At 46.5% G+C, this 19,733-nt stretch carries 25 protein-coding genes; 12 read left to right on the forward strand and 13 right to left on the reverse strand.

The genetic code is table 11. The features are described from left to right. Positions 1 to 41 precede the first annotated feature (41 nt). The 7 genes from tolQ to queC all read left to right on the forward strand — a co-directional run bounded on the left by tolQ (position 42) and on the right by queC (position 5,397). Positions 42 to 698: a protein TolQ gene (gene tolQ, locus ICN46_RS02240; protein ID WP_216204096.1), complete on the forward strand. Its 657-nt coding sequence runs from the start codon at positions 42 to 44 to the stop codon at positions 696 to 698. Positions 699 to 700: 2 nt separating this feature from the next. Next, positions 701 to 1,129 (forward strand): ExbD/TolR family protein, encoded by a 429-nt coding sequence (locus ICN46_RS02245; RefSeq protein ID WP_216204098.1) that lies wholly within the window; start codon positions 701 to 703, stop codon positions 1,127 to 1,129. A 47-nt stretch (positions 1,130 to 1,176) separates the two neighbouring features. After that, on the forward strand, positions 1,177 to 1,998 hold the full coding sequence (locus ICN46_RS02250; protein WP_216204101.1) for an energy transducer TonB: 822 nt from the start codon (positions 1,177 to 1,179) through the stop codon (positions 1,996 to 1,998). A gap of 3 nt (positions 1,999 to 2,001) precedes the next feature. After that, positions 2,002 to 3,306, forward strand: a complete 1,305-nt coding sequence (gene tolB / locus ICN46_RS02255; RefSeq protein ID WP_216204103.1) for a Tol-Pal system beta propeller repeat protein TolB — start codon at positions 2,002 to 2,004, stop codon at positions 3,304 to 3,306. Positions 3,307 to 3,418: 112 nt separating this feature from the next. Continuing rightward, positions 3,419 to 3,922: a peptidoglycan-associated lipoprotein Pal gene (gene pal / locus ICN46_RS02260; protein WP_216204105.1), complete on the forward strand. Its 504-nt coding sequence runs from the start codon at positions 3,419 to 3,421 to the stop codon at positions 3,920 to 3,922. Continuing rightward, positions 3,923 to 4,654 (forward strand): tol-pal system protein YbgF, encoded by a 732-nt coding sequence (gene ybgF / locus ICN46_RS02265; RefSeq protein ID WP_216204107.1) that lies wholly within the window; start codon positions 3,923 to 3,925, stop codon positions 4,652 to 4,654. 5 nt (positions 4,655 to 4,659) lie between these two features. Then, complete coding sequence (gene queC / locus ICN46_RS02270) at positions 4,660 to 5,397, forward strand: 7-cyano-7-deazaguanine synthase QueC (protein ID WP_216204109.1); 738 nt, start codon at positions 4,660 to 4,662, stop codon at positions 5,395 to 5,397. A gap of 10 nt (positions 5,398 to 5,407) precedes the next feature. On the opposite strand, the gene ICN46_RS02275 is transcribed toward queC, so the two are convergent. From ICN46_RS02275 to ICN46_RS02310, 8 genes are all read right to left on the reverse strand, one after another. Beyond that, positions 5,408 to 5,791 carry a helix-turn-helix domain-containing protein gene (locus ICN46_RS02275; RefSeq protein WP_216204111.1) on the reverse strand — a complete coding sequence of 128 codons (384 nt, stop codon included), beginning with the start codon at positions 5,789 to 5,791 and terminating at the stop codon, positions 5,408 to 5,410. Beyond that, positions 5,788 to 6,096 carry a type II toxin-antitoxin system HigB family toxin gene (locus ICN46_RS02280; RefSeq protein ID WP_216204113.1) on the reverse strand — a complete coding sequence of 103 codons (309 nt, stop codon included), beginning with the start codon at positions 6,094 to 6,096 and terminating at the stop codon, positions 5,788 to 5,790. The genes ICN46_RS02275 and ICN46_RS02280 overlap by 4 nt, the downstream gene beginning before the upstream one ends. A 101-nt stretch (positions 6,097 to 6,197) precedes the next feature. Further along, the gene (locus tag ICN46_RS02285) at positions 6,198 to 6,809 is read right to left on the reverse strand and encodes a riboflavin synthase (RefSeq protein ID WP_216204115.1); all 612 of its coding nucleotides are present in this window, start codon (positions 6,807 to 6,809) and stop codon (positions 6,198 to 6,200) included. Between the two features lie 9 nt (positions 6,810 to 6,818). Continuing rightward, entirely contained in the window at positions 6,819 to 7,952 is a 1,134-nt protein-coding gene (gene ribD / locus ICN46_RS02290) for a bifunctional diaminohydroxyphosphoribosylaminopyrimidine deaminase/5-amino-6-(5-phosphoribosylamino)uracil reductase RibD (RefSeq protein ID WP_216204116.1), read from the reverse strand. A gap of 45 nt (positions 7,953 to 7,997) precedes the next feature. Next, a complete protein-coding gene (locus ICN46_RS02295) occupies positions 7,998 to 8,534 on the reverse strand; it encodes a GspH/FimT family pseudopilin (protein ID WP_255538701.1) in 537 nt (178 codons plus the stop codon). Next, the gene (locus ICN46_RS02300) at positions 8,531 to 8,863 is read right to left on the reverse strand and encodes a hypothetical protein (RefSeq protein WP_216204118.1); all 333 of its coding nucleotides are present in this window, start codon (positions 8,861 to 8,863) and stop codon (positions 8,531 to 8,533) included. The genes ICN46_RS02295 and ICN46_RS02300 overlap by 4 nt, the downstream gene beginning before the upstream one ends. After that, on the reverse strand, positions 8,860 to 9,429 hold the full coding sequence (locus ICN46_RS02305) for a hypothetical protein (RefSeq protein ID WP_216204120.1): 570 nt from the start codon (positions 9,427 to 9,429) through the stop codon (positions 8,860 to 8,862). The genes ICN46_RS02300 and ICN46_RS02305 overlap by 4 nt, the downstream gene beginning before the upstream one ends. Next, positions 9,404 to 9,748, reverse strand: a complete 345-nt coding sequence (locus tag ICN46_RS02310; RefSeq protein ID WP_216204122.1) for a type IV pilus modification PilV family protein — start codon at positions 9,746 to 9,748, stop codon at positions 9,404 to 9,406. Before ICN46_RS02310 ends, ICN46_RS02305 begins: the two co-directional genes overlap by 26 nt. Positions 9,749 to 9,837: 89 nt before the next feature. Between ICN46_RS02310 and ribBA the strand changes: the two genes are divergently transcribed. From ribBA to ICN46_RS02330, 4 genes are all read left to right on the forward strand, one after another. Further along, positions 9,838 to 10,974, forward strand: coding sequence for a bifunctional 3,4-dihydroxy-2-butanone-4-phosphate synthase/GTP cyclohydrolase II (gene ribBA / locus ICN46_RS02315; protein WP_216204123.1), 1,137 nt, complete (start codon positions 9,838 to 9,840; stop codon positions 10,972 to 10,974). Positions 10,975 to 11,001: 27 nt separating this feature from the next. Then, on the forward strand, positions 11,002 to 11,532 hold the full coding sequence (gene ribH / locus ICN46_RS02320) for a 6,7-dimethyl-8-ribityllumazine synthase (RefSeq protein ID WP_216204125.1): 531 nt from the start codon (positions 11,002 to 11,004) through the stop codon (positions 11,530 to 11,532). A 17-nt stretch (positions 11,533 to 11,549) separates the two neighbouring features. Then, positions 11,550 to 12,056: a transcription antitermination factor NusB gene (gene nusB / locus ICN46_RS02325; RefSeq protein ID WP_216204128.1), complete on the forward strand. Its 507-nt coding sequence runs from the start codon at positions 11,550 to 11,552 to the stop codon at positions 12,054 to 12,056. A gap of 147 nt (positions 12,057 to 12,203) precedes the next feature. After that, positions 12,204 to 13,682, forward strand: a complete 1,479-nt coding sequence (locus ICN46_RS02330) for an NAD-dependent succinate-semialdehyde dehydrogenase (protein ID WP_216204129.1) — start codon at positions 12,204 to 12,206, stop codon at positions 13,680 to 13,682. Between the two features lie 63 nt (positions 13,683 to 13,745). Here the strand turns inward: ICN46_RS02330 and trmB are convergent, their stop codons facing one another. The 4 genes from trmB to ICN46_RS02350 all read right to left on the reverse strand — a co-directional run bounded on the left by trmB (position 13,746) and on the right by ICN46_RS02350 (position 16,954). Then, positions 13,746 to 14,558: a tRNA (guanosine(46)-N7)-methyltransferase TrmB gene (trmB, locus tag ICN46_RS02335; RefSeq protein WP_216860277.1), complete on the reverse strand. Its 813-nt coding sequence runs from the start codon at positions 14,556 to 14,558 to the stop codon at positions 13,746 to 13,748. Continuing rightward, positions 14,559 to 15,494, reverse strand: coding sequence for a UDP-glucuronic acid decarboxylase family protein (locus ICN46_RS02340; RefSeq protein ID WP_216204131.1), 936 nt, complete (start codon positions 15,492 to 15,494; stop codon positions 14,559 to 14,561). An 81-nt stretch (positions 15,495 to 15,575) separates the two neighbouring features. Further along, entirely contained in the window at positions 15,576 to 16,061 is a 486-nt protein-coding gene (locus ICN46_RS02345) for a DUF2721 domain-containing protein (RefSeq protein ID WP_255538702.1), read from the reverse strand. A 26-nt stretch (positions 16,062 to 16,087) separates the two neighbouring features. Beyond that, positions 16,088 to 16,954 (reverse strand): undecaprenyl-diphosphate phosphatase, encoded by an 867-nt coding sequence (locus tag ICN46_RS02350; RefSeq protein WP_216204133.1) that lies wholly within the window; start codon positions 16,952 to 16,954, stop codon positions 16,088 to 16,090. 125 nt (positions 16,955 to 17,079) lie between these two features. Here ICN46_RS02350 and ICN46_RS02355 point away from each other — a divergent pair, with 125 nt between their 5' ends. Further along, positions 17,080 to 18,702 (forward strand): TolC family protein, encoded by a 1,623-nt coding sequence (locus tag ICN46_RS02355; protein WP_216204134.1) that lies wholly within the window; start codon positions 17,080 to 17,082, stop codon positions 18,700 to 18,702. Here the strand turns inward: ICN46_RS02355 and waaC are convergent. After that, positions 18,691 to 19,707 carry a lipopolysaccharide heptosyltransferase I gene (gene waaC, locus ICN46_RS02360; RefSeq protein ID WP_370625471.1) on the reverse strand — a complete coding sequence of 339 codons (1,017 nt, stop codon included), beginning with the start codon at positions 19,705 to 19,707 and terminating at the stop codon, positions 18,691 to 18,693. The genes ICN46_RS02355 and waaC overlap by 12 nt on opposite strands. Positions 19,708 to 19,733: the final 26 nt, after the last annotated feature.

Raw genomic sequence — 19,733 nt, forward strand, 5'->3', positions numbered from 1 at the left:
ATTGCTTAAGTAAAATCAACCTACATCATACAAAATCCCCCATGAACCCTACTCAAGACCTCTCATTCCTGTCCCTAGTCCTTAATGCCAGCCTATTAGTACAGTTGGTAATGTTGTTATTACTGGGCATGTCTATTGCCTCTTGGACCATTATTTTCAAAAAAGGGGCGGTTCTTCGAGGCGTTCGCAATGATACCGAGCGCTTCGAGCGTGATTTTTGGTCCGGCGGGGATCTGAACGTTTTACTCGAGGCATCCTTACGCAATAAGAGTAGCAGCGCTGTTCTAGAGCATATTTTTGAAGCAGGCATGCAGGAATTCATGAAGTTACGTGAAATCGATGCCGCTCGCCGCGCCATGAAGGCCACTTACCAGCGCGAAATGGACATCCTAGAGGCCAACCTCCCCTTCTTGGCCTCAGTCGGCTCAGTCTCTCCATATATCGGCCTCTTTGGCACGGTCTGGGGCATCATGCACGCCTTCCGTGGCTTAGCCAATGTCCAGAATGCGACTTTGTCAGCGGTTGCCCCGGGCATTGCTGAAGCGCTTGTAGCAACTGCGATTGGTCTGTTTGCAGCGATCCCTGCAGTTGTCGCCTATAACCGTAACGCCACTGATGTCGATCGCCTCTCGATTCGTTTTGAAACTTTCATCGAAGAATTCACCAATATCTTGCAGCGCCAAGGCACGGGTAAATAAGCATGGCCGGCTCTTCTTCATCTCTTAGGGGCTCACGCAAACGTCGGGTGATGTCTGATATCAATGTGGTTCCTTACATTGATGTGATGTTGGTATTGCTAGTGATTTTTATGGTGACTGCCCCCATGGTCAATCCAGGCGTAGTCAATCTACCAACAGTTGGCGGTGCAAAAGTACAAGCTTTGCCGCCTGTCTTTTTGACTATCGATGCCAATGAAAATGTCATTGTGCGTAAAGACGGTGAGCCCATGCAAACTTTAAACAAATTTGAGTTGGGGGCTTTTGCTCGTACACAAGCAGAAAAATCTGCCGATCAACCCGTTGTACTTGCCGCTGATAAATCCATTAAATATGAAGTAGTGATGGAAGTGATGTCCAAGCTAAAAGAGAATGGCGTTAAGCGAGTTGGTCTTGCGGTGAAGAGCCAATAAGCACTGTGCTAACAAAACATAAATCACAAAGCATTTATTTCTAATTCATGACCAGCGCGCAACTCCGGCATACGCCCTTCTTGCGAAATACTCGAAAACACAAAGCAAGCAATAAACGCGCTTTTACTTATTCGCTTTTGGCACACCTCGGTTTGCTCGCATTTTTGATGATTGGCATTAGCTGGCATACCAGCACCCCTTCAGGGGTTGAAGTGGAATTATGGGATGCAAGCCAACAAGTAACAGCGCCAAAAGAGCCAGAGCTTAAATCTGAAGTAAAAGAAGAAGCGGCTGATATTGCTGCTAAGAAAAAGAAAGTCGAGAAAGAGTCGCCTAAAAAGGAAGTGGCAAAAGAAGTACCCAAACCTACCCCACCCGTGAAAGTTGCTCCAACCAAAGAAACCCCAAAGAAAGTAGAGCCCCCTAAAAAGCTCGAACCTGCTAAAGTCCCCGCTCCCTCTCCAGCAGAAACCAAAGCAAATGCCGCAGCCGAGAAAGTGCGTGCAGACCAGTTAGCGCGCCTGCGTGCTGCGGCCGGTGCTGAAGGAGGTAGCGGTGGTACCCCTGGTAACGGGGTTGGTGGCGGTGGTAACGCCCCTCCTGGCTGGACCGATAAGGTAGTGAAGAAAGTTAAGCCACTCATCGTCTTCAATCCTGAATCCGTTAGCGGCAATCCAGCTACAGTGGTCAAAGTGGATTTAGCACCCGATGGCGCGATTTTGAGCACTAGCATTTTGGCTTCAAGCGGCAACGCAGGCTGGGATCGCGCAGTACTACTGGCACTGACTCGCGCTGAAAGCTTGCCAAAGGATGACAATGGCAAAATTCCACAACGCGAAGTTAAGCTGACCTTTAAACCCAGGGACTAAAGCATGTTGCAATTTGCCAAAATATTCTTATCACGCAAGCTATTAGCATTGAGCTGTATTGGGCTGCTTGGCTTTGCAGGCTCGGTATTAGCTCAAATGAATATTGAGATCACAGGCGTTGGTCAGTCCTTGTATCCCATCGCCGTCATGCGCTTTAAGGATGAGAACAAACTGCCCACCAGTGTTACTGAAATTATTCGCCAAGATTTAGCGCGCAGTGGTTATTTTAAAAATACTGAAAATGGTAATGCGAGCGAAAGTGATGAAGGCGCGCCGAACTACAAATCTTGGGCTGCTCGTGGTGCTGATGCCCTAGTAGTGGGCTCGGTAGTGTCATCTGGTGGCACACAGTTTGAGATTCATTACAAATTATTTGATATTCGTAAAAGTGAAAGTCTCGGTGGCTTGAATCTCAATGCCACTGCAGATAACTTACGCACAGTAGCCCATAAAATTGCTGATGACATTATTCTGAAGTTACTGGGCGAGCGTGGCGTCTTCTCGACCAGACTGTCTTATGTCATTAAAGAAGGTAAGCGCTATCGCTTAGTTATTTCTGATGCGGATGGTCAAAATATTCGCAATGCGATGAATAGTTCTGAACCCATCATCTCTCCATCATGGTCGCCCGATGGCAAGAAAGTGGCCTATGTTTCTTTTGAAGATCGAAAACCAGTCATCTATGTGCATGAACTGGCTACGGGTCGTCGTATTGCCCTGTCTAATCAAAAAGGCAATAACAGCGCACCAGCATGGTCGCCCGATGGCAAAAAGCTAGCCATCTCCCTATCCCGCGATGGTAATACCCAAATCTACGGTATTAACGCTGATGGCACAGGACTGCACCGCCTAACCCGCGGCAGCACAATTGATACTGAACCCCAGTTTTCTCCAGATGGTCGCTATATCTATTTCACAAGTGATCGTGGGGGCAATCCTCAAATCTATCGCATGAGCGCTGACGGTGAACAAGTGGAAGGCGCCAAACGGATCACCTACAAGCAAGGCTTTGTCACTTCACCGCGGATTGCGCCAGACGGGAAATACTTGGCTTACGTTGCCAATATTGGTGGCGCATTTAGACTCTATATCCTCAATCTAGCGACCGGTGATTCACAGGCTCTGACTGACAGCTCTAGTGATGAATCACCCTCTTTTGCGGCCAATGGTCGTTATGTACTTTATTCAACCAAGGTTGGCGGTAAACGCGTGCTCGCAGCGGTATCGGTTGATGGCAACTCCAAGCAGGTACTCAGCATCCCGGGGTCTGATGTTCGTCAGCCATCCTGGGGTCCTTTTATGGACTAAATATCTGAACCCCTCTGAGAGTTAGGCTCGATAGCCACTTTTCATGATCTTGGGGGCATAATATCACCTATTAGCTTATTTGCTTACCCAGTTTGTAGGAAAAGGAAAATATATGAAGATCTCTATCGCGCGCCGTGCAGCCACACTTGCACTTTTGGGAGCAACTGCATTGCTTTTGGCGGCCTGTTCTAGCGTCAAACTTGATGATGTAAATGGTGACAGCGCCAACAGTGGAAGCGGTAACTTTGGTTCGCAACCATGGAATGATCCACAAAGCCCCCTTTACCAACGTAGTGTTTACTTTGGCTTTGATGAATATACCGTTCAGACCAAGTACCAAAGTACTTTGTCTGCCCATGCTAGCTACCTAAAAGCTCATAAAACTCAAAAAGTCATTATTCAAGGCAATACTGATGAGCGTGGTACAGCCGAGTACAACTTGGCACTGGGTCAACGTCGTTCAGATTCCGTGCGCAAGTCATTAAACTTGATGGGCGTTTCTGATGATCAAATGGAAGCTGTAAGTTTTGGCAAAGAAAAACCAAAAGCAGAAGGCGATAACGAAGCGGCTTGGGCCGAGAATCGTCGTGCAGATATTGTTTACATCACAAACTAAATGAAGGCGCTTCAACCATCTATTAAACAAACGCTCTCTGGAGCGTTTTGTTTAAGTGCCACCATCATTTGCTTAATAGCCCCAAATAACGCTTGGGCACTCTTTGCTGACGATGATGCACGTAAGGCCATTTTAGATTTGCGCAAGTCTTTAGCAACGACGCAATTAGAGCTACAGAATCAAATTGAAAAACTCAAAGCAGACAATGCTGAATTACGTGGCAAAGTCGAGTCCCTTGAAAAACAAGGCGAGGATATCAATAATAGCCAAAAGACTTACTACCAAGATCTTGATACACGCTTAGGTAATTTTGAGCCACGTACCATCACCATCGAAGGACTTAGCGGCACAGTCCAACCGGGTGAGAAAAAAGCATACGACGAAGCCTTAAAAGCCTTCCAAGCCGGTAATCTTAAGAAGGCAGATGAAAGCTTCACTGCTTTTGCCAGCAAATATTCGCAAAGCCCTTATTTACCATTGGCACTCTACTGGGGCGCCAACTCTAAATATGCAAACAAAAATTATGTTGGCGCCATTAACCAACTGCAACTGCTGATTAAGAAATTTCCCAACCATATGCGCATTCCTGCAGCCATGGTAACGCTTGGAAATTCTCAATTAGAAAGTGGCAATAAAGTGGCAGCCAAAAAGACTTTTAGCGAGATCATCGCCAAATATCCAGATACAGAAGCCGCAAAAGATGCTCAGCAGCTATTGCCAGGCACAAAGTAATTCACATGTCTAGATTGACCGCTGCGTTTGAGAATATCGCACCGCGCAAACCCAATGCGCCGGCTGTGATTCTTTTTTCTGGTGGCCTAGACTCCACAACTATTTTGGCCCTCGCCAAGGATCTTGGCTACGCCCCCTATGTACTTTCTGTTGGTTATGGTCAACGGCACTCTTCAGAGCTGGCCGCCGCTAAACATATCGGCAAAAAGATGGGTGTAGTGCGCCACGAGATTGTGAACTTAGACTTGACTCGCTTTGGTGGCTCAGCTCTAACAGATGCATCTATCGCAATACCAACAACACCCGGCAAAGATAAAGAAATCCCAGTCACATATGTGCCAGCTCGCAATACCATCTTGTTATCACTTGCTTTGGGTTGGGCGGAATCTCTTGGCGGCTTAGATATTTTTTACGGCGCCAACGCAGTCGATTACTCAGGCTATCCAGACTGTCGCCCTGAATATGTGGAGTCATTTGAAAGAATGGCCAACCTAGCCACAAAGGCGGGTGTAGAAGCTATTAACAATGAAAATCGCTTTCGGGTTCATGCTCCAATTATCGGCATGAGTAAGTCAGAGATTATTGAACTTGGTGCAACCCTTAGTGTGGATTACTCACAGACTGTCTCTTGCTATCAAGCAAATGACTTAGGTGAAGCTTGCGGTGAATGTGAATCGTGTCGCCTAAGGCAAGCGGGCTTTAAAGCTGCTGGCGTGGTCGATCCAACTAGATATCGAAACTAGACTTAAACAATCAAGCTATGTGAAGTTCATCTGGCTGCTGAATGAGGCTTTCAGCTGGTATGCCGAGCATTGAATGCAACTTCCAAATCATTTTTAAGGTTAACGGACGCTTTCGATTCAAGATTTCATAAACTCGATTTAACCCACCGATCATGGGCTGTAAATCTTTGGGCCTCAAACCAGCTTGATCCATCCTAAACTTAATTGCCTCAATCGGATCCGGAAGATCGATTGGATAATGCTTAGCTTCATAAGACTCTATCAACATTAGTAATACTTCGAAGCGATCTGCTTTTTTGCTTTTAGGAGCGGGCTCATGATCGATAAAATAGGATGCCTCTGCGAGCGCAGCTTCATATTCGTTATCGTTACGTATAGGCTTTAATTCTTTCATGTACCCCCCATTTCTACCGTCTTTGCATTAACGTTATCGTACTCAGTATGGGTTCCAATAAATTTTATGTAGAACACCCCGAGACGATAAGCAACCGCAACAATTAAGCGGTAATCATTTCCCTTTATATTAAAAACTACCCTATTGTTACTGATAAAACTTGCATTTCTATATTGATTTTTGATTTCTTGAGGTGAAGACCATTTAGTGCTGATTACCTCGTCATACCATGCCCTTAGTGGCTGTTCTGCATCTCGATGAAGCAACCAAAACTGCACCAAGTATTTTTTAGCAATTACCCGCATTGCCTCATTGTAGTCCCAAAATGGGACTACTGCAAGAAGGGTTAAAAAGCTATCTATTGAGCAAGGTTATTTGTAAGAAAGCTACCTGTAGACCAAGAGATTTATGCCTGACTCATTATCCTAGCCACATAGCGAGCAATTAAATCAACCTCAAGATTGACTAGATCACCTTGCTTTAAATTACCCAAGGTGGTGTTTTGCAAGGTGTGCGGGATGATATTGATATCAACGATGCAAGCATTGGGCAGATCTTCAGTCTTGTTTACAGTCAACGAAACACCATTGACGACAATGGAGCCCTTGTAAGCCAGAAATGAGGCGAGTTCCTTTGGTGCTTCAATCCTGAGAAGCCAAGAACCATAGGCATCTTGGGCTACAGCCGCAAAGTCTGTGACTTTACCCATACCATCCACGTGCCCACTTACCAAGTGACCACCAAGGCGATCATTTAAGCGCATTGCTTTCTCAAGGTTCACGGGGCCAACAGCATCTAAGCCAACTGTTTTATTGAGCGACTCTCGTGAGATATCCAACCGAAAGGTATTGCCCTCAATTTTGGTTGCCGTCATACAAGCGCCCTGAATCGCAATACTGTCACCAAGAGCAACGTCATCCAAATAATTGGCAGGGACTTCAATTTGCAAATGCAAGCCATCGCCTGCAGGAGTTGCACTCTTAATCTTACCAATAGCAGTAATGATTCCAGTAAACATAGTGGGATTTTATTCCTTAAGCTGGTTTGCCGGTTTAGCCAAGCGCAAGCGCATATCTGGTCCAACCATTGCCTGATCCAGAATTTTCCAATCCTGTCTTTGCATAAGCGCAGTTAATGGCGAGGCATTAGCCATGCCGATACCCTCACCCATTAAGAAGGGGGCGTAATACAACAACAACTCATCTACACAATTTTCACGCAGCAAAGATCCATTTAATTTAAATCCTGCTTCCACATGAATTTCATTTATTTCATGCTCTTGGGCAAGATACGAAAATAATTTTGGTAAATCAACCTTACCGTTTGCATTAGGCAAGGCGAGCACTTCAATACCTCGCGCTCTAAATGCTTGGGCAGTTTGCTCTTTTTCTACAGTGTCGAGCTTTCCGCAAACCAGAATCACGCCAGACTGATGAAGGTTTTCAAAAACCTTGGAATCTACAGGCGTTTCTAACTTTGAATCGACAATGATGCGCCATGGTTGTCGCTTAGTTTCAACATCGCGCACATTCAGACTGGGGTTGTCTTCCTTAACGGTACCAACCCCGGTGAGAATGGCGCATGCTTGTGCACGCCAATGATGGCCATCTGCACGTGCAGCAGGTCCAGTAATCCACTGACTCGTACCATTAGGTAAAGCAGTTTTACCATCTAAACTGGCTGCAATTTTCAGGCGCACCCAAGGCAGCCCTCTTGTCATTCTAGAAATAAACCCAGCATTTAGAGCTGCGGCTTCGGCCTGCAAAAGACCGCAGCGCACATCGATACCAGCGGCCTTTAATAGCTCCAAACCTTTCCCAGCCACCAATGGGTTGGGATCGAACATAGCAACAATGACCAATGCCGGTTTGGCAGCAATCAGCGCATTCACGCAAGGCGGCGTCCGCCCGGTATGACTACAAGGCTCCAAGGTTACGTAGATTGTGGAACCCTCAGGATTAAAACCATTCTCGGCAGTATTTGCTAAAGCCTGTACTTCGGCGTGAGCGCCACCAACCTTCTGGGTGTGGCCACGCCCAATGACTTTTCCATCTTTCACCACCACACAACCTACACGGGGATTAGGGTTAGATAAATAAAGTGCCTGAGCGGCCTCGGCTAAAGCCTGGCTCATGAATTCATGGTCTAAAGCGGTATACATACCAGTATTAAAACCGATTGCTGGCCTTCTTTGTTAAATCATGACTTACCGGCAAGATTTAGCATCCCGATATGGATCACAGATTCGCCAGCGACCGCCACTCCCAAGGATTAAATGGCGCTCTAGATCCGGATCCTTTAGATGCCCCAAAATCAAACGATTTGCCACAAAACCGCCTTGCTGGGTTTTTGCTGCTCCTGCAGCGTTAAATAAGATTGCTCGCTGGTTAGAGTTGGGTCCACTAAATTGTTTTCCACCTTTCTTAATGAACATTGGGGAAATACTGTCATGCACCACCCAAACCTTCTCAATACAGGGCTTTTTACTGCAAACACTTTTGATCTCCCAACCAGTATTCCAGTCGTTCTGGAAGCGTGGAGCAATACTCACTACTTGCCCTAAATATAACGCCTGATGACGCGCAAAATGGGCATGGGCAATGAATCGTCGCGCGAGTGTTTCTATTTCCCTGCTAGCCATCTGATGCTGCAGAGCCGGCATGGTGATCGTTGCCAATATCGCCACAATAAAAATCACAGCCATCAACTCCAGCAAACTAGCACCACTTTCTTTGGTGATCATTCTACAAACACCTGCCGCCAGCTCAGACGCGTCGGAATTCCTGAAGCTTGATCCAAATAAACAACCGACTCGATGGTTACATTACCAGTCGTTGAAATTTTCCAAAGCTGCTGGCCGATAGACTGGAATACACAGGCATTAGATGGTAATGTCGAGATGCTGGATATATTGTTCTCACACGTCAACAGCACCTCTTCTGCAGCGACCAACTCTACTTGGCTTGATGTCATTGTCTGAGTGGCAATCAACTCAAGAGACGTAAGCTTTTGAAGATAACCCACCAGCGATGCCATGAGCAGCAATAAAGAGACAACCCAGGCAATAATCAATGGAGATTTCGACTGGCATAAATTCGGGTGAACTCTGAAATGGACTTACCCGTATCCATTTGGATGCTAACTTTAAATAATTTTTGAGAGTTTGCTGTAGGCGTCATCGACTTGACGCCTGGGTCTAACTCTTTAATCATTAAGGAATGTACGCCATTCATCAGCGTTGTATTTTGCAGGCGTCCCTCTCGGTCCAAGGATTGGCACATTAAAGAGCCTCCATGAATTCTCCCCCCCTTGGTCAGCCCAGCTTGACGTTCAAGTAAAAACCCCTGATGCGCTAAGTTATTTTTTGTTCGCTCCTTGCCTAAAGCATTCCCAATGCAATCAAAATCTATCCCGTTTGATATTTCATGCTTAATGAACAATGCATCAGATTGATTGAGTCCAATACCCTTTTGAATTTCTAAGGCTTCTAGTTTGGTAATTTTGGAACTTTTTGAATCGATTGTTTTCACATTTCGATAACCCGCCATTCGAATAGCTCGACCAATTAATTCAAGCCCGCGATCAGCTTCGGCACTAGCCAGTTGAAATTGCTCAAGTTGAACCTGCTTTACGAGCATTTCGCTGCTGACCTTTAGTAATGGGCCGATGAGTATGAGGCAAAGCGCCATTCCCACGAGACATTCGAGTAAGTTCACCAACACCCCCTTTGCCTAAAGTTTGAATTTCATATTGATCCGCTTTTAAGGCGAGATCTCTGCGCAGGGCTTGATTCTTGCCATAGCGAAGGAGCAAGCTTTGGTAAACCTCGCAAGCAGTGATCCCAAGACCCGCTACCAAACTCATGGCTACCAAAGCCTCAAGTAAAACAAAGCCAGACGCACTGGTAAGGGTTCGATGGGGCATCCCACATCTTCCCAGTAAGCGAGTAAGCTTCATATACCATCCAGAGACCTCAAGCATCAGAAGAACCGCATATTGCGCCAATAGACACCTACAAAAGGCTCATCGGCTTAAAATAGGAGGCTATGTCAAATAAACTTGCCCCCACCCAGGATATTGTTGCCGAACTTCGCGCCGGCAGGATGGTTATTCTGGTTGATGAAGAAGATCGTGAAAATGAAGGTGACCTTGTCATTGCGGCTGATCACGTCAGTCCTGAGGCTATCAATTTCATGGCTAAATATGGTCGTGGCTTAATTTGCCTGACGCTGACACGGGAACGTTGCCAGCAGCTTAATTTGCCCCTCATGGTGCGTGATAACGGCACCTCTATGGGAACAAACTTCACCGTTTCTATTGAAGCGGCTAGCGGTGTTACTACCGGCATTTCTGCAGCAGACCGCTCCCATACGATTGCAGTGGCAGTGGCAGCGAACGCAAAACCAGCTGACTTGGTGCAGCCTGGCCACATTTTTCCATTGATGGCTCAACCCGGCGGTGTACTGATTCGTTCCGGTCATACTGAAGCAGGTTGTGATTTGGCTGCACTGGCTGGCTGCTCCCCGACATCAGTCATTTGCGAAATCATGAAAGATGACGGTACGATGGCACGCTTGCCAGACTTGCTAGATTTCGCAAAAGAGCATCAATTAAAAATCGGCAGTATTGCTGATCTGATTCAATATCGTAGCCAACACGAAAGCATCGTAGTTCGTGAGGGCGAAAGAGCATTTGCCACACCTTGGGGTAATTTTCAAGGCATCATCTATCGAGACACCCCTAGCTCTTGCATTCATATTGCGCTGGTAAAGGGTAAGCCCTCCGAGAATCAAGAAACGCTGGTTCGGGTGCATGAGCCCCTGACCGCTCTAGACTTTCTAGAAGCCAAAAGTAGCACTCACTCTTGGCCGCTCGCACAAGCCCTGCAAGAGATTGCTAAAGCTCCAGCCGGTGTTGCGGTACTTCTAAATGCTGCTGGCATTGCAGCGCCTGGTGATGCAGATTGGTTAGCGCAATTTCAAAAACTCAACAGCATTGAACAGCACTCAGAAAAACCGTTGGTCCGTAAAACTGACTTTCGCAGCTATGGCATTGGCGCCCAGATCCTGAAGGACCTTGGCGTTGGCAAAATGCGCTTATTAGCCAATCCTGCGCCTACACCAAGCCTATCGGGTTATAAATTAGAAGTTACCGCTTATTCACCCTTCAACCCAGCCCAGTAAACATATTAAGTCCGGAAGAAATTCATCATGAGTGACCATGCTAACAACTTACAGAGCAATTCTGGCGTCAGCGTTTTAGCCCCAGACTTGACGGGACAAGACTTTCGAATTGGGATTGTGCAGGCCCGCTTTAATGAGGGGCATTGCGTTGCACTGAGCAATTCATGCATTCAAGAATTAATCAAACTAGGTGTGGCCCAAGAAGATATTCGCCTAGTCACTGTTCCCGGGGCATTGGAAATTCCTTTTGCTTTACAGAAGTTAGCAGAGACCGGTGAATTTGATGGATTGGTTGCGCTTGGTACTGTGATCCGGGGCGAGACCTATCACTTTGAATTAGTTTCCAATGAATCAGCTTCTGGAATTACCCGCATCTCGATTGAGACTGGCCTGCCAATTGCCAACGGTGTCCTGACTTGCGATACCGATGAGCAAGCTCATGTTCGCGTTCAAATCAAAGGTGCCGACTGCGCACGCGCAGTTGTTGAGATGGCCAATTTAGCATTAGCACTTACTCCCGATCTTGATATTGAGATCCAGCCAAACTCATCACAGTAATCTCGAAGAAGAAGTTAATGACCAAAAACGCTAGCACCCCAAGTGCCGAAAAAACCTCCAGCAAAAGTGCGGCTCCAAAGCGTGCGCTAACACCTCGTCGTCGTGCACGCGAATACGCACTTCAGGGGGTTTATCAATGGCTGGTAATGCGTCGTGCTGGCAGCCTGCCGAATGCATCCCTCATTGCCAAACAACTTGCTGAAGACCCGGCATTTAAGCGTTGCAAACTCGATCTCTTTCAAGGCATCTTTGAAGGCGTCCTTGAGCGTGCGGATGAACTTGATAGTTTAATTACACCCGCATTAGATCGCCCTAGCAATGAACTATCTCCAGTCGAGCATGCTGCACTACTGATTGGCGCATATGAATTAGCTGTCGACCTGTCTGTACCCTATAAGGTGGCGATTAACGAGGCTGTAGAGCTTGCCAAAACCTTTGGTGGTACCGACGGTCATAAATATGTCAACGGCGTCCTAGATCTGCTGGCACAGTCGCTTCGTAGTACTGAAATTAACGCAGGCTAAGCAGGCTAGGGCCTAAGCCCTCAAGCCATCCTGCGCGCCTTGCCCACCTCGGGGTCATTGAGGGATAAAATCAAAAATTGAGAGATTGGCCCAGCTTTGGGACTAAATCCCTATTTGCACAAAAACAAACAAAGTGAGACTAGCGCCATGCAAAAAGTTGACATTCGTAAACTATTAAAAGATTCCAGCCTTTTGAGAGAAGATGCTTTTATTAATGGTCAGTGGATTAAGGCTGCCAGTAGCAACACTTTCTCCATCAATAATCCCGCTACCAATGAAGTGATTGCTGATGTTACCAATCTCAATTCGATAGACGCTCAAGCTGCAATAGATGCTGCCGCCCAAGCATTGCCAGAATGGCGCAATAAGACTGGCAAAGAGCGCGCCCACATTATGCGAAAGTGGTTTGATTTGATTATTGAAAATACCGCAGATCTTGCTGTCTTGATGACTTTAGAACAAGGTAAGCCCCTCGCAGAATCGACTGGTGAAGTTACTTATGGCGCCTCTTTTATTGAATGGTTTGCCGAAGAGGCTAAGCGCGTATCGGGCGATATTCCCACCAGCACTTGGGGTGATAAGCGCATTATGGTTTTAAAACAAGCTATTGGGGTATGCGCAGCGATTACCCCATGGAACTTTCCAAATGCGATGATCACACGCAAAATTGCACCGGCCATGGCAGCAGGCTGCACCATTGTGATCAAGCCGGCAGAGCAAACCCCTCTTTCCGCTCTTGCACTTGCTGAACTAGCCATGAGGGCAGGCATCCCCAATGGTGTAATCAATGTTCTGACAGCAGATGCAGATAACTCCATCGCGATTGGCAAGGTCTTATGTGAATCACCTACAGTACGTCACATCTCTTTCACCGGATCTACAGAGGTGGGACGTATTCTGATGGCGCAAAGCGCTCCCACAGTGAAAAAGTTAGCTCTTGAACTGGGTGGCCATGCTCCTTTTATTGTTTTTGAAGATGCTGATATTGATGCTGCAGTTGCTGGTGCCATCATTTCTAAATACCGCAACTCCGGCCAAACATGTGTTTGTGCTAATCGTATCTATGTTCACAAAAAAATTCACGATATCTTCGTGGAAAAATTTGCAAAAGCGGTTCAAGCAATTAAGGTTGGCAATGGTCTTGAGAGCGGTGTTTCTCAGGGTCCGTTAATTGACCTGCCTGCACTTGAAAAAGTCGAGCGCCATGTTGCTGATGCTCTAGCAAAAGGCGCAAAACTTGTTATTGGTGGAAAGCGCTCTACTCAGGGCGGCACCTTCTATGAACCCACCATTTTGGCAAATGTCAGCAATGACATGCTCATCACCTATGAAGAAACATTTGGGCCAGTCGCCCCAATTATTCCCTTTGATAGCGATGAGGAAGTGATTAAGCTGGCCAACAATAGCCAATATGGTCTTGCATCGTACTTCTATAGTCGAGATATTGGCAGAATTTGGAAGGCTGCCGAGGCTTTGGAATACGGCATCGTCGGCGTCAATACGGGGCTGATATCCAACGAGGTAGCACCCTTTGGGGGAGTGAAGCAATCTGGTCTAGGGCGTGAAGGCAGTGTCTATGGCATGGATGAATACCTAGAATTGAAATACGTTTGCGTAGGCCTATAAAAACATATAGCGCTAGTTTTGCTTTATTGCTTTATTGCTTTATTGCTTTATTGCTTTATTGTTTTATTGTTTTTTCTTATAGACTAAATCCCAAACACCGTGTCCTAATTTGAGGCCACGGTTTTCGAACTTCGTGAGAGGCCGGTATGCTGGCTTCTCAACATAAGCAAGATGCTCAGCATTCATCTGCTCAATCGTAGGCTTAAATTCATTCGAGACACTTGAGTCATGCTTAGCCACATCTTGCGCTACAAAAGTTTCGACACGCACAGCAGACTGAGACATATTTTGCAAAGCTTCTTCTGCATTGAGAACTAAGAACATTTGCTCGGCATAGTTATGCCAATCCGTTGCAAGATGCAAATAGCCGCCTGGCTTTAGACGCGAAACCAGCAACTTCACAAATTGCGCCTGAATTAAGCGGCGTTTGTGATGGCGCTTCTTATGCCAAGGATCAGCAAAATAAATATGAATGCCATCCAAGTTGTTGGGGGCAATCATCTTTTCGAGGACCTCAACAGCATCATGGCGAATGATGCGCACATTGGTTAAATCCAATTCGCCAACGAGCTTTAATAGGGCGCCAACACCAGGTGAGTGAACCTCAATCCCTAAAAAATCATCTTGCTCGCGTAATTGGGCAATCTTGGCGGTGGTCTCCCCCATACCAAAACCAATCTCTAAAATCTTTGGCTTGGTAGACCCGTCAAATGCCTGCTCTAAACCAAGTGTAGCTTCCTGAAAAGGGATTAAGAACTTTGGTCCAAGTTCATCAATCGCGCGCTGCTGACCTGCAGTTGTTCTACCTGCACGAAGCACAAAGGATTTAATGCGATCAATACGGCGACCATCATCTGACCGATCATCAGACTTCAATTAGACCAAGACCTTTTTAAAGTACGCAATTGTCTCTTTCAAACCATCTTCCAGGTTCACCTTAGGCTGCCAGCCAAGCTTAGCTTTAGCGAGTTCAATATTCGGTTGGCGTTGCTTAGGATCATCTGATGGCAAAGCTTGATGAATAATCTTTGATTTGCTGCCTGAGAGTTTGAGGATCGTCTGAGCCAATTGCAACATGGTGAACTCACCCGGATTGCCAATATTCACTGGGCCTGTAAAGCCGTCTTCGGAGTTCATCATTCTCACCATGGCATCAATCAGATCATCGACATAACAAAAACTACGAGTTTGTTGACCATCGCCATAAATAGTGATGTCTTTGCCTTGTAGCGCCTGCACAATGAAGTTGCTCACTACACGGCCATCATTCGGGTGCATGCGGGGGCCATAGGTGTTAAAAATACGCACGACCTTGATATCTAAATTGTGCTGACGGTTGTAGTCAAAAAAGAGGGTTTCAGCACAACGCTTACCTTCGTCATAGCAAGAGCGAATACCAATGGGATTGACCTTGCCCCAATACTCCTCTGGCTGGGGATGCACTTCAGGATCGCCATAGACTTCACTGGTAGACGCTTGCAAGATACGCGCCCGAGTTCTTTTGGCAAGGCCGAGCATATTGATCGCACCATGCACGCTAGTCTTAGTCGTTTGCACTGGATCGTATTGATAGTGCACTGGGGAGGCCGGGCAAGCCAAGTTGTAAATTTGATTAGTTTCTACGTAGAGTGGAAAAGTCACATCGTGGCGCATTAGCTCTAAACGAGGGTTAGGCAACAAATGCGCCAAGTTTTCTTTAGTACCCGTGAAATAGTTATCTACTACCAGAACATCATTACCCTCTTTGAGAAGCTTCTCGGTCAAGTGGGATCCCAGAAAGCCTGCGCCGCCGGTAATGAGGATTTTGTTCATGGTTGAAGCCTTATAGAAATTCACGCAATTTTACCTTCGTTTTCACTGCGCTTAAACTACGTTATATGGATGCTTAAGGGCTTAATTCTGAGGAGAGTTCCAGCCAGCTGAGCGATAAGCGTAAATTACTTCAGCTAAAACAATTGTTAAGGAGGTCATAAAAGAGATGAGCCCCAACACAAAAGTCCAGACGACATAACTGGTTTTTGCAGAATGGGCGGCACCCGTCTGAAAGAAAAATAACTCCAGTACGGTTAAAGAAATAAAAACACCACTTAAAACATTAAAAAAGATTGCAGAGGTGCAAAGACGCCCTCTGGTTTTAGCCTCTTTTAATTCAATCAGCATGTGATCTCTGACCAAAGGGGCAATGATTTGAGCGCCATTGTAAATTTGACTTTGAATAGAGCGCATGCGATCCACCGATCTCGCTAAGCGTGCTGAAATAGCATTAATTAAGGTAGCTACTGCAGTCAATAAAAATACTGGGGCAAGCGCTAACTGAATGTTATTGGTGATCGCATCAATAGATGCATCCATTGGAATAACGGCGGTAAAGAGTGACATATTCTTACTTATCCTGTTTTATATTTTTAATGCGACCAGGCTACTAAACCTGTATATGAAGTCACAAGTACCAACACACCAAATACGATGCGATACCAGGCAAAGGGGATGAAGTTATGGCCGGCAACATAATGAATCAACCAGCGCACGCAAATGAAAGCAGAAATAAAAGCAGAAATAAAGCCAAGAAAAATTGCCAACCCAAATCCAGTGCCATCATTTCCAGCTAAGGCGGAGACTGGTGATTTCCAAAGCTTTAATAACTCATAAGCCGTTGCCCCACCAATTACAGGAATAGCCAAAAAGAAGGAAAACTCCGTTGCTACCGCCCTAGATAAACCAAACAGCATTCCACCAATAATGGTTGCACCAGATCGTGAGGTCCCTGGAATCAATGCTGCACATTGTGCAAGCCCAACCTTCAGGGCGTCCATTGCTGTGAGCTCGTCCACCGTCTTTGCCGAATCCAGATGATGCGCATGCTGTAGATTTACCTGTCTGCGCTCGGCCCAGAAAATAATGAACGCACCACCAATAAAAGCCAGCGCTACAGGGATAGGGGCAAACAAGACCGCCTTAATATGCTTGCTAAACAAGAATCCTAGACTCATCGCTGGGAAAGAAGCAATCAGCAGGTTTCGCACAAAGCGTCTAGAGCTAGAACTTGAAAATATCGTGGAGGCAACAGACCATAACTTATGACGAAACTCCCAACATACCGCCAAAATCGCCCCAAACTGAATAATCACCTCAAAAGCCTTGCCGCGCTCATCATTGAAGTCCAAAAGGTCGCCCACCAAAATGAGGTGGCCAGTACTAGAAATAGGGAGAAATTCCGTTAAACCCTCAACCACCCCTAAAATAAGCGCTTTTGCTAGCAAGATTAGTTCCATAGCCCTAATTTTATAGGCTTCTGACCCCTAGGTCAGCACTTAATGAAGCGGAATATATGGGATTTAAGCCTTTTTTTTAAATTAGCCTTAAACTTCATGGCACATTAAAAAAGTATCCGAATTAAATGACTGAAGCACGCTTTAGACTTTCTAGACAAACTATATTTGGTTTAATCCTAAGTCAGGCGCTTGGAGTGAGCATTGCCCCAAATGCGGCAATGGCCCAAGCCCCGGCTGGCGCTCGCCCGTCCCTGCCCACGCCCTTGAGCGCCCAATCCTTAGTTGGCCTAGATGCTCCACCCCAATTAGTTGTAGGGCCGAAGACCGCACTCCCTAGCGAGGCCGCGCCCTCAAATGTCAATCGAGGTAACGCTGCTACCGCCAATTTGGGCCAAATGACGGACTTAATAAGCCTGTATCAAGAAGCTGCCTTTAGTGATCCCGTCTTAAATGCTGCTCGCTTTAGCTATCAGGCAGGCAAAGAACTCTACTGGCAAGGCCTAGCGCTTTTACTGCCCCAAGCCAATGCAACTCCTGGTGGCACGCGCTACTACCAACATGGAGTAGGCACGACCGTTGTGGCAACTGGACCTGGAAACTCTAGGGTATTTGATCAAAAAAGCTACACCGTTACCCTCACTCAGCCGGTCTTTAATATGGCCGCTCTTGAGGCCTTTAAGCAGGGTGACCTTAATACCAAGCTCGCTGATATGCGCTTCTATTTAGCGCAACAAGATTTGATTCTGCGAGTATCCCAAGCCTACTTTGATGCACTAACAAGCCAAGATAACGTCGAACTCTTTCGCAATAAGAAGGGTCTGATCAAACAACAATTAGAAATTGCTCAGGCCAAATTTGATGCTGGTCTTGCTACCATTGTTGATGTCAATACAGCACAGGCAGCTCTGGATCTAGCCAACTCGCAAGAGATTGCAGCCCAAGCAGACTTGGTTGTGAAGCGCGGCGTCCTTGAGCAATTGGTTGGCAGGCCTGTGGGGGCACTCAAACCCCTCACTAAAGAAGTGAAGATTGATGGTGTGCTAAAGGATCCCCGCTCTAAGAGCAAAGATAACAACAGCAATGTGGTTGCCGATAACGTGAACCCACAATTACCCCCCGGTCAAACCTTGCAAGACTGGATCGACCAAGCAGAGGCTGCCAATTTCAACGTCTTAGCGGGTCAGCTCAGCGTCAGCATTGCAGAAAGTACCTATCGTGCTTCTCAAGCTCTCAATTACCCGTCCGTTAACTTGGTAGGCACAAGCGGCTTTAATACCTCTAACGGTACGCCTACTAGTTACACCCCTGCAAATACCAACGTGTACAACAACACTATTGCCTTGCAAATGACCATTCCGCTGGTTTCCGGTGGATATAACAGTGCTGTGATTAGGCAAAATGCCGCGCTCGTAGATGCGGCAAAATCAAACTACGACAATGCACGCCGCACCGCCGCCCAAAATACTCGTGCTGCATTTACTGGCTTCTATGGCGGTTTGGCTAGCGTCAAAGCCTATGAGGCTGCAGAACGTTCTTCAACTTCAGCACTGGAATCGAGCAAGCTGGGCTTCCAAGTTGGAACCTTAATTAATATTGATGTTTTGATTGCACTCGATACTGTGATCAGCACCCGCTCACAACTTCAACAGGCGCGCTACAGCACAATCTTAAATGCGATTAAGTTGAAGGCCCAAGCAGCAGCACTTTCTGATCAAGACCTGATCTCAATCAACTCCCTATTGCGCTAGTAGTTTTAGCGAAGCACTGAGAACCTCAGCAACACTCGGAGGAGCTTGTATATCACCCAAGTTGATGATTTGATCAGACCAATATCCTTCGGTTTTCCAACGAGGTGAATCGCAATATATTTCCACGGTTGGCCTATTTAATACGGCAGCGAGATGTGTCAGGCCAGTATCAACGCCAATCGTCAATGCGGCGCTTGCAATAATCGAAAAACCATCCTGAATAGAAAAAGCGTCCGGCACAATTGCACCATCAATCTGACTCGCCAGCTGAGCACTGATTTTCTTCTCGCTCAGATTGCCCCAAGGAAAGATCACTTGGTAACCCTGGCTTGCTAAAGATTTTCCTAAGGCGATCCAATTTTCATTGCTCCATCTTTTGGCTTCACGCGCAGTCGAATGAAAGCAAAGTACGTAGGGCTTTTTAAATGCGCTCGTATGCTGACTGATTTCAGTATGAGTTAGTTGAGCAACACTAGTCTGCGGATAAAAAAGGATCTGGCTTTCTTGACGACTGGGCAAGGGCCAATCTAAGGCTGAACTCATCACCCAACGAGAACGGTCCACTGCATGGCATTGTTTGGGCACCTGAACGCATTGATTGTAAAAAGATCGGGCGATAGGCTCATAACCCGAGAACTCTGTTGCATTGGCTAAACCCGCAACTACTGCATTGGAGGATTTACAAGCCAAAGCGCAAACCAAGGCAGACTTTAAAAGGCCCTGCGTCTCAATAATGACGTCATAAGCGACTGTTTGCAGTTGTTTTTTGAAGGCAAAAAATTCTTTCCAGGTCTGAAGACTAAGTAACCCCTTCTTCCAGCGACGCAGTCCAAATGGAATGATGTGATCAATGCCACGAAAACCCTTTCTAGAGAGCAAAGGGGTCAACAAGCTAACGTAAGCCTCTTCGACTATCCAGTCGATTTGCGCTTCTGGCAGCTGTGCACGCAAATCCCAAACAATCGGTAGGTTATGCAGCACATCCCCCAGTGAAGATAGTTTCACTAACAAAATTTTAGGGGGTGCCTTAT

The organism is Polynucleobacter sp. Latsch14-2 (assembly GCF_018881925.1).
In the GTDB taxonomy this organism is placed as follows: Bacteria; Pseudomonadota; Gammaproteobacteria; order Burkholderiales; family Burkholderiaceae; genus Polynucleobacter.

Excerpts from the sequence above, each read along its gene's own strand:
- tolQ (WP_216204096.1), top strand. The coding sequence starts at position 42 with ATGAACCCTACTCAAGACCTCTCATTCCTGTCCCTAGTCCTTAATGCC.
- ICN46_RS02245 (WP_216204098.1), top strand. The coding sequence starts at position 701 with ATGGCCGGCTCTTCTTCATCTCTTAGGGGCTCACGCAAACGTCGGGTG.
- ICN46_RS02250 (WP_216204101.1), top strand. The coding sequence starts at position 1,177 with ATGACCAGCGCGCAACTCCGGCATACGCCCTTCTTGCGAAATACTCGA.
- tolB (WP_216204103.1), top strand. The coding sequence starts at position 2,002 with ATGTTGCAATTTGCCAAAATATTCTTATCACGCAAGCTATTAGCATTG.
- pal (WP_216204105.1), top strand. The coding sequence starts at position 3,419 with ATGAAGATCTCTATCGCGCGCCGTGCAGCCACACTTGCACTTTTGGGA.
- ybgF (WP_216204107.1), top strand. The coding sequence starts at position 3,923 with ATGAAGGCGCTTCAACCATCTATTAAACAAACGCTCTCTGGAGCGTTT.
- queC (WP_216204109.1), top strand. The coding sequence starts at position 4,660 with ATGTCTAGATTGACCGCTGCGTTTGAGAATATCGCACCGCGCAAACCC.
- ICN46_RS02275 (WP_216204111.1), bottom strand. The coding sequence starts at position 5,791 with ATGAAAGAATTAAAGCCTATACGTAACGATAACGAATATGAAGCTGCG.
- ICN46_RS02280 (WP_216204113.1), bottom strand. The coding sequence starts at position 6,096 with ATGCGGGTAATTGCTAAAAAATACTTGGTGCAGTTTTGGTTGCTTCAT.
- ICN46_RS02285 (WP_216204115.1), bottom strand. The coding sequence starts at position 6,809 with ATGTTTACTGGAATCATTACTGCTATTGGTAAGATTAAGAGTGCAACT.
- ribD (WP_216204116.1), bottom strand. The coding sequence starts at position 7,952 with ATGTATACCGCTTTAGACCATGAATTCATGAGCCAGGCTTTAGCCGAG.
- ICN46_RS02295 (WP_255538701.1), bottom strand. The coding sequence starts at position 8,534 with ATGATCACCAAAGAAAGTGGTGCTAGTTTGCTGGAGTTGATGGCTGTG.
- ICN46_RS02305 (WP_216204120.1), bottom strand. The coding sequence starts at position 9,429 with ATGCTCGTAAAGCAGGTTCAACTTGAGCAATTTCAACTGGCTAGTGCC.
- ICN46_RS02310 (WP_216204122.1), bottom strand. The coding sequence starts at position 9,748 with ATGAAGCTTACTCGCTTACTGGGAAGATGTGGGATGCCCCATCGAACC.
- ribBA (WP_216204123.1), top strand. The coding sequence starts at position 9,838 with ATGTCAAATAAACTTGCCCCCACCCAGGATATTGTTGCCGAACTTCGC.
- ribH (WP_216204125.1), top strand. The coding sequence starts at position 11,002 with ATGAGTGACCATGCTAACAACTTACAGAGCAATTCTGGCGTCAGCGTT.
- nusB (WP_216204128.1), top strand. The coding sequence starts at position 11,550 with ATGACCAAAAACGCTAGCACCCCAAGTGCCGAAAAAACCTCCAGCAAA.
- ICN46_RS02330 (WP_216204129.1), top strand. The coding sequence starts at position 12,204 with ATGCAAAAAGTTGACATTCGTAAACTATTAAAAGATTCCAGCCTTTTG.
- ICN46_RS02340 (WP_216204131.1), bottom strand. The coding sequence starts at position 15,494 with ATGAACAAAATCCTCATTACCGGCGGCGCAGGCTTTCTGGGATCCCAC.
- ICN46_RS02345 (WP_255538702.1), bottom strand. The coding sequence starts at position 16,061 with ATGTCACTCTTTACCGCCGTTATTCCAATGGATGCATCTATTGATGCG.
- ICN46_RS02350 (WP_216204133.1), bottom strand. The coding sequence starts at position 16,954 with ATGGAACTAATCTTGCTAGCAAAAGCGCTTATTTTAGGGGTGGTTGAG.
- ICN46_RS02355 (WP_216204134.1), top strand. The coding sequence starts at position 17,080 with ATGACTGAAGCACGCTTTAGACTTTCTAGACAAACTATATTTGGTTTA.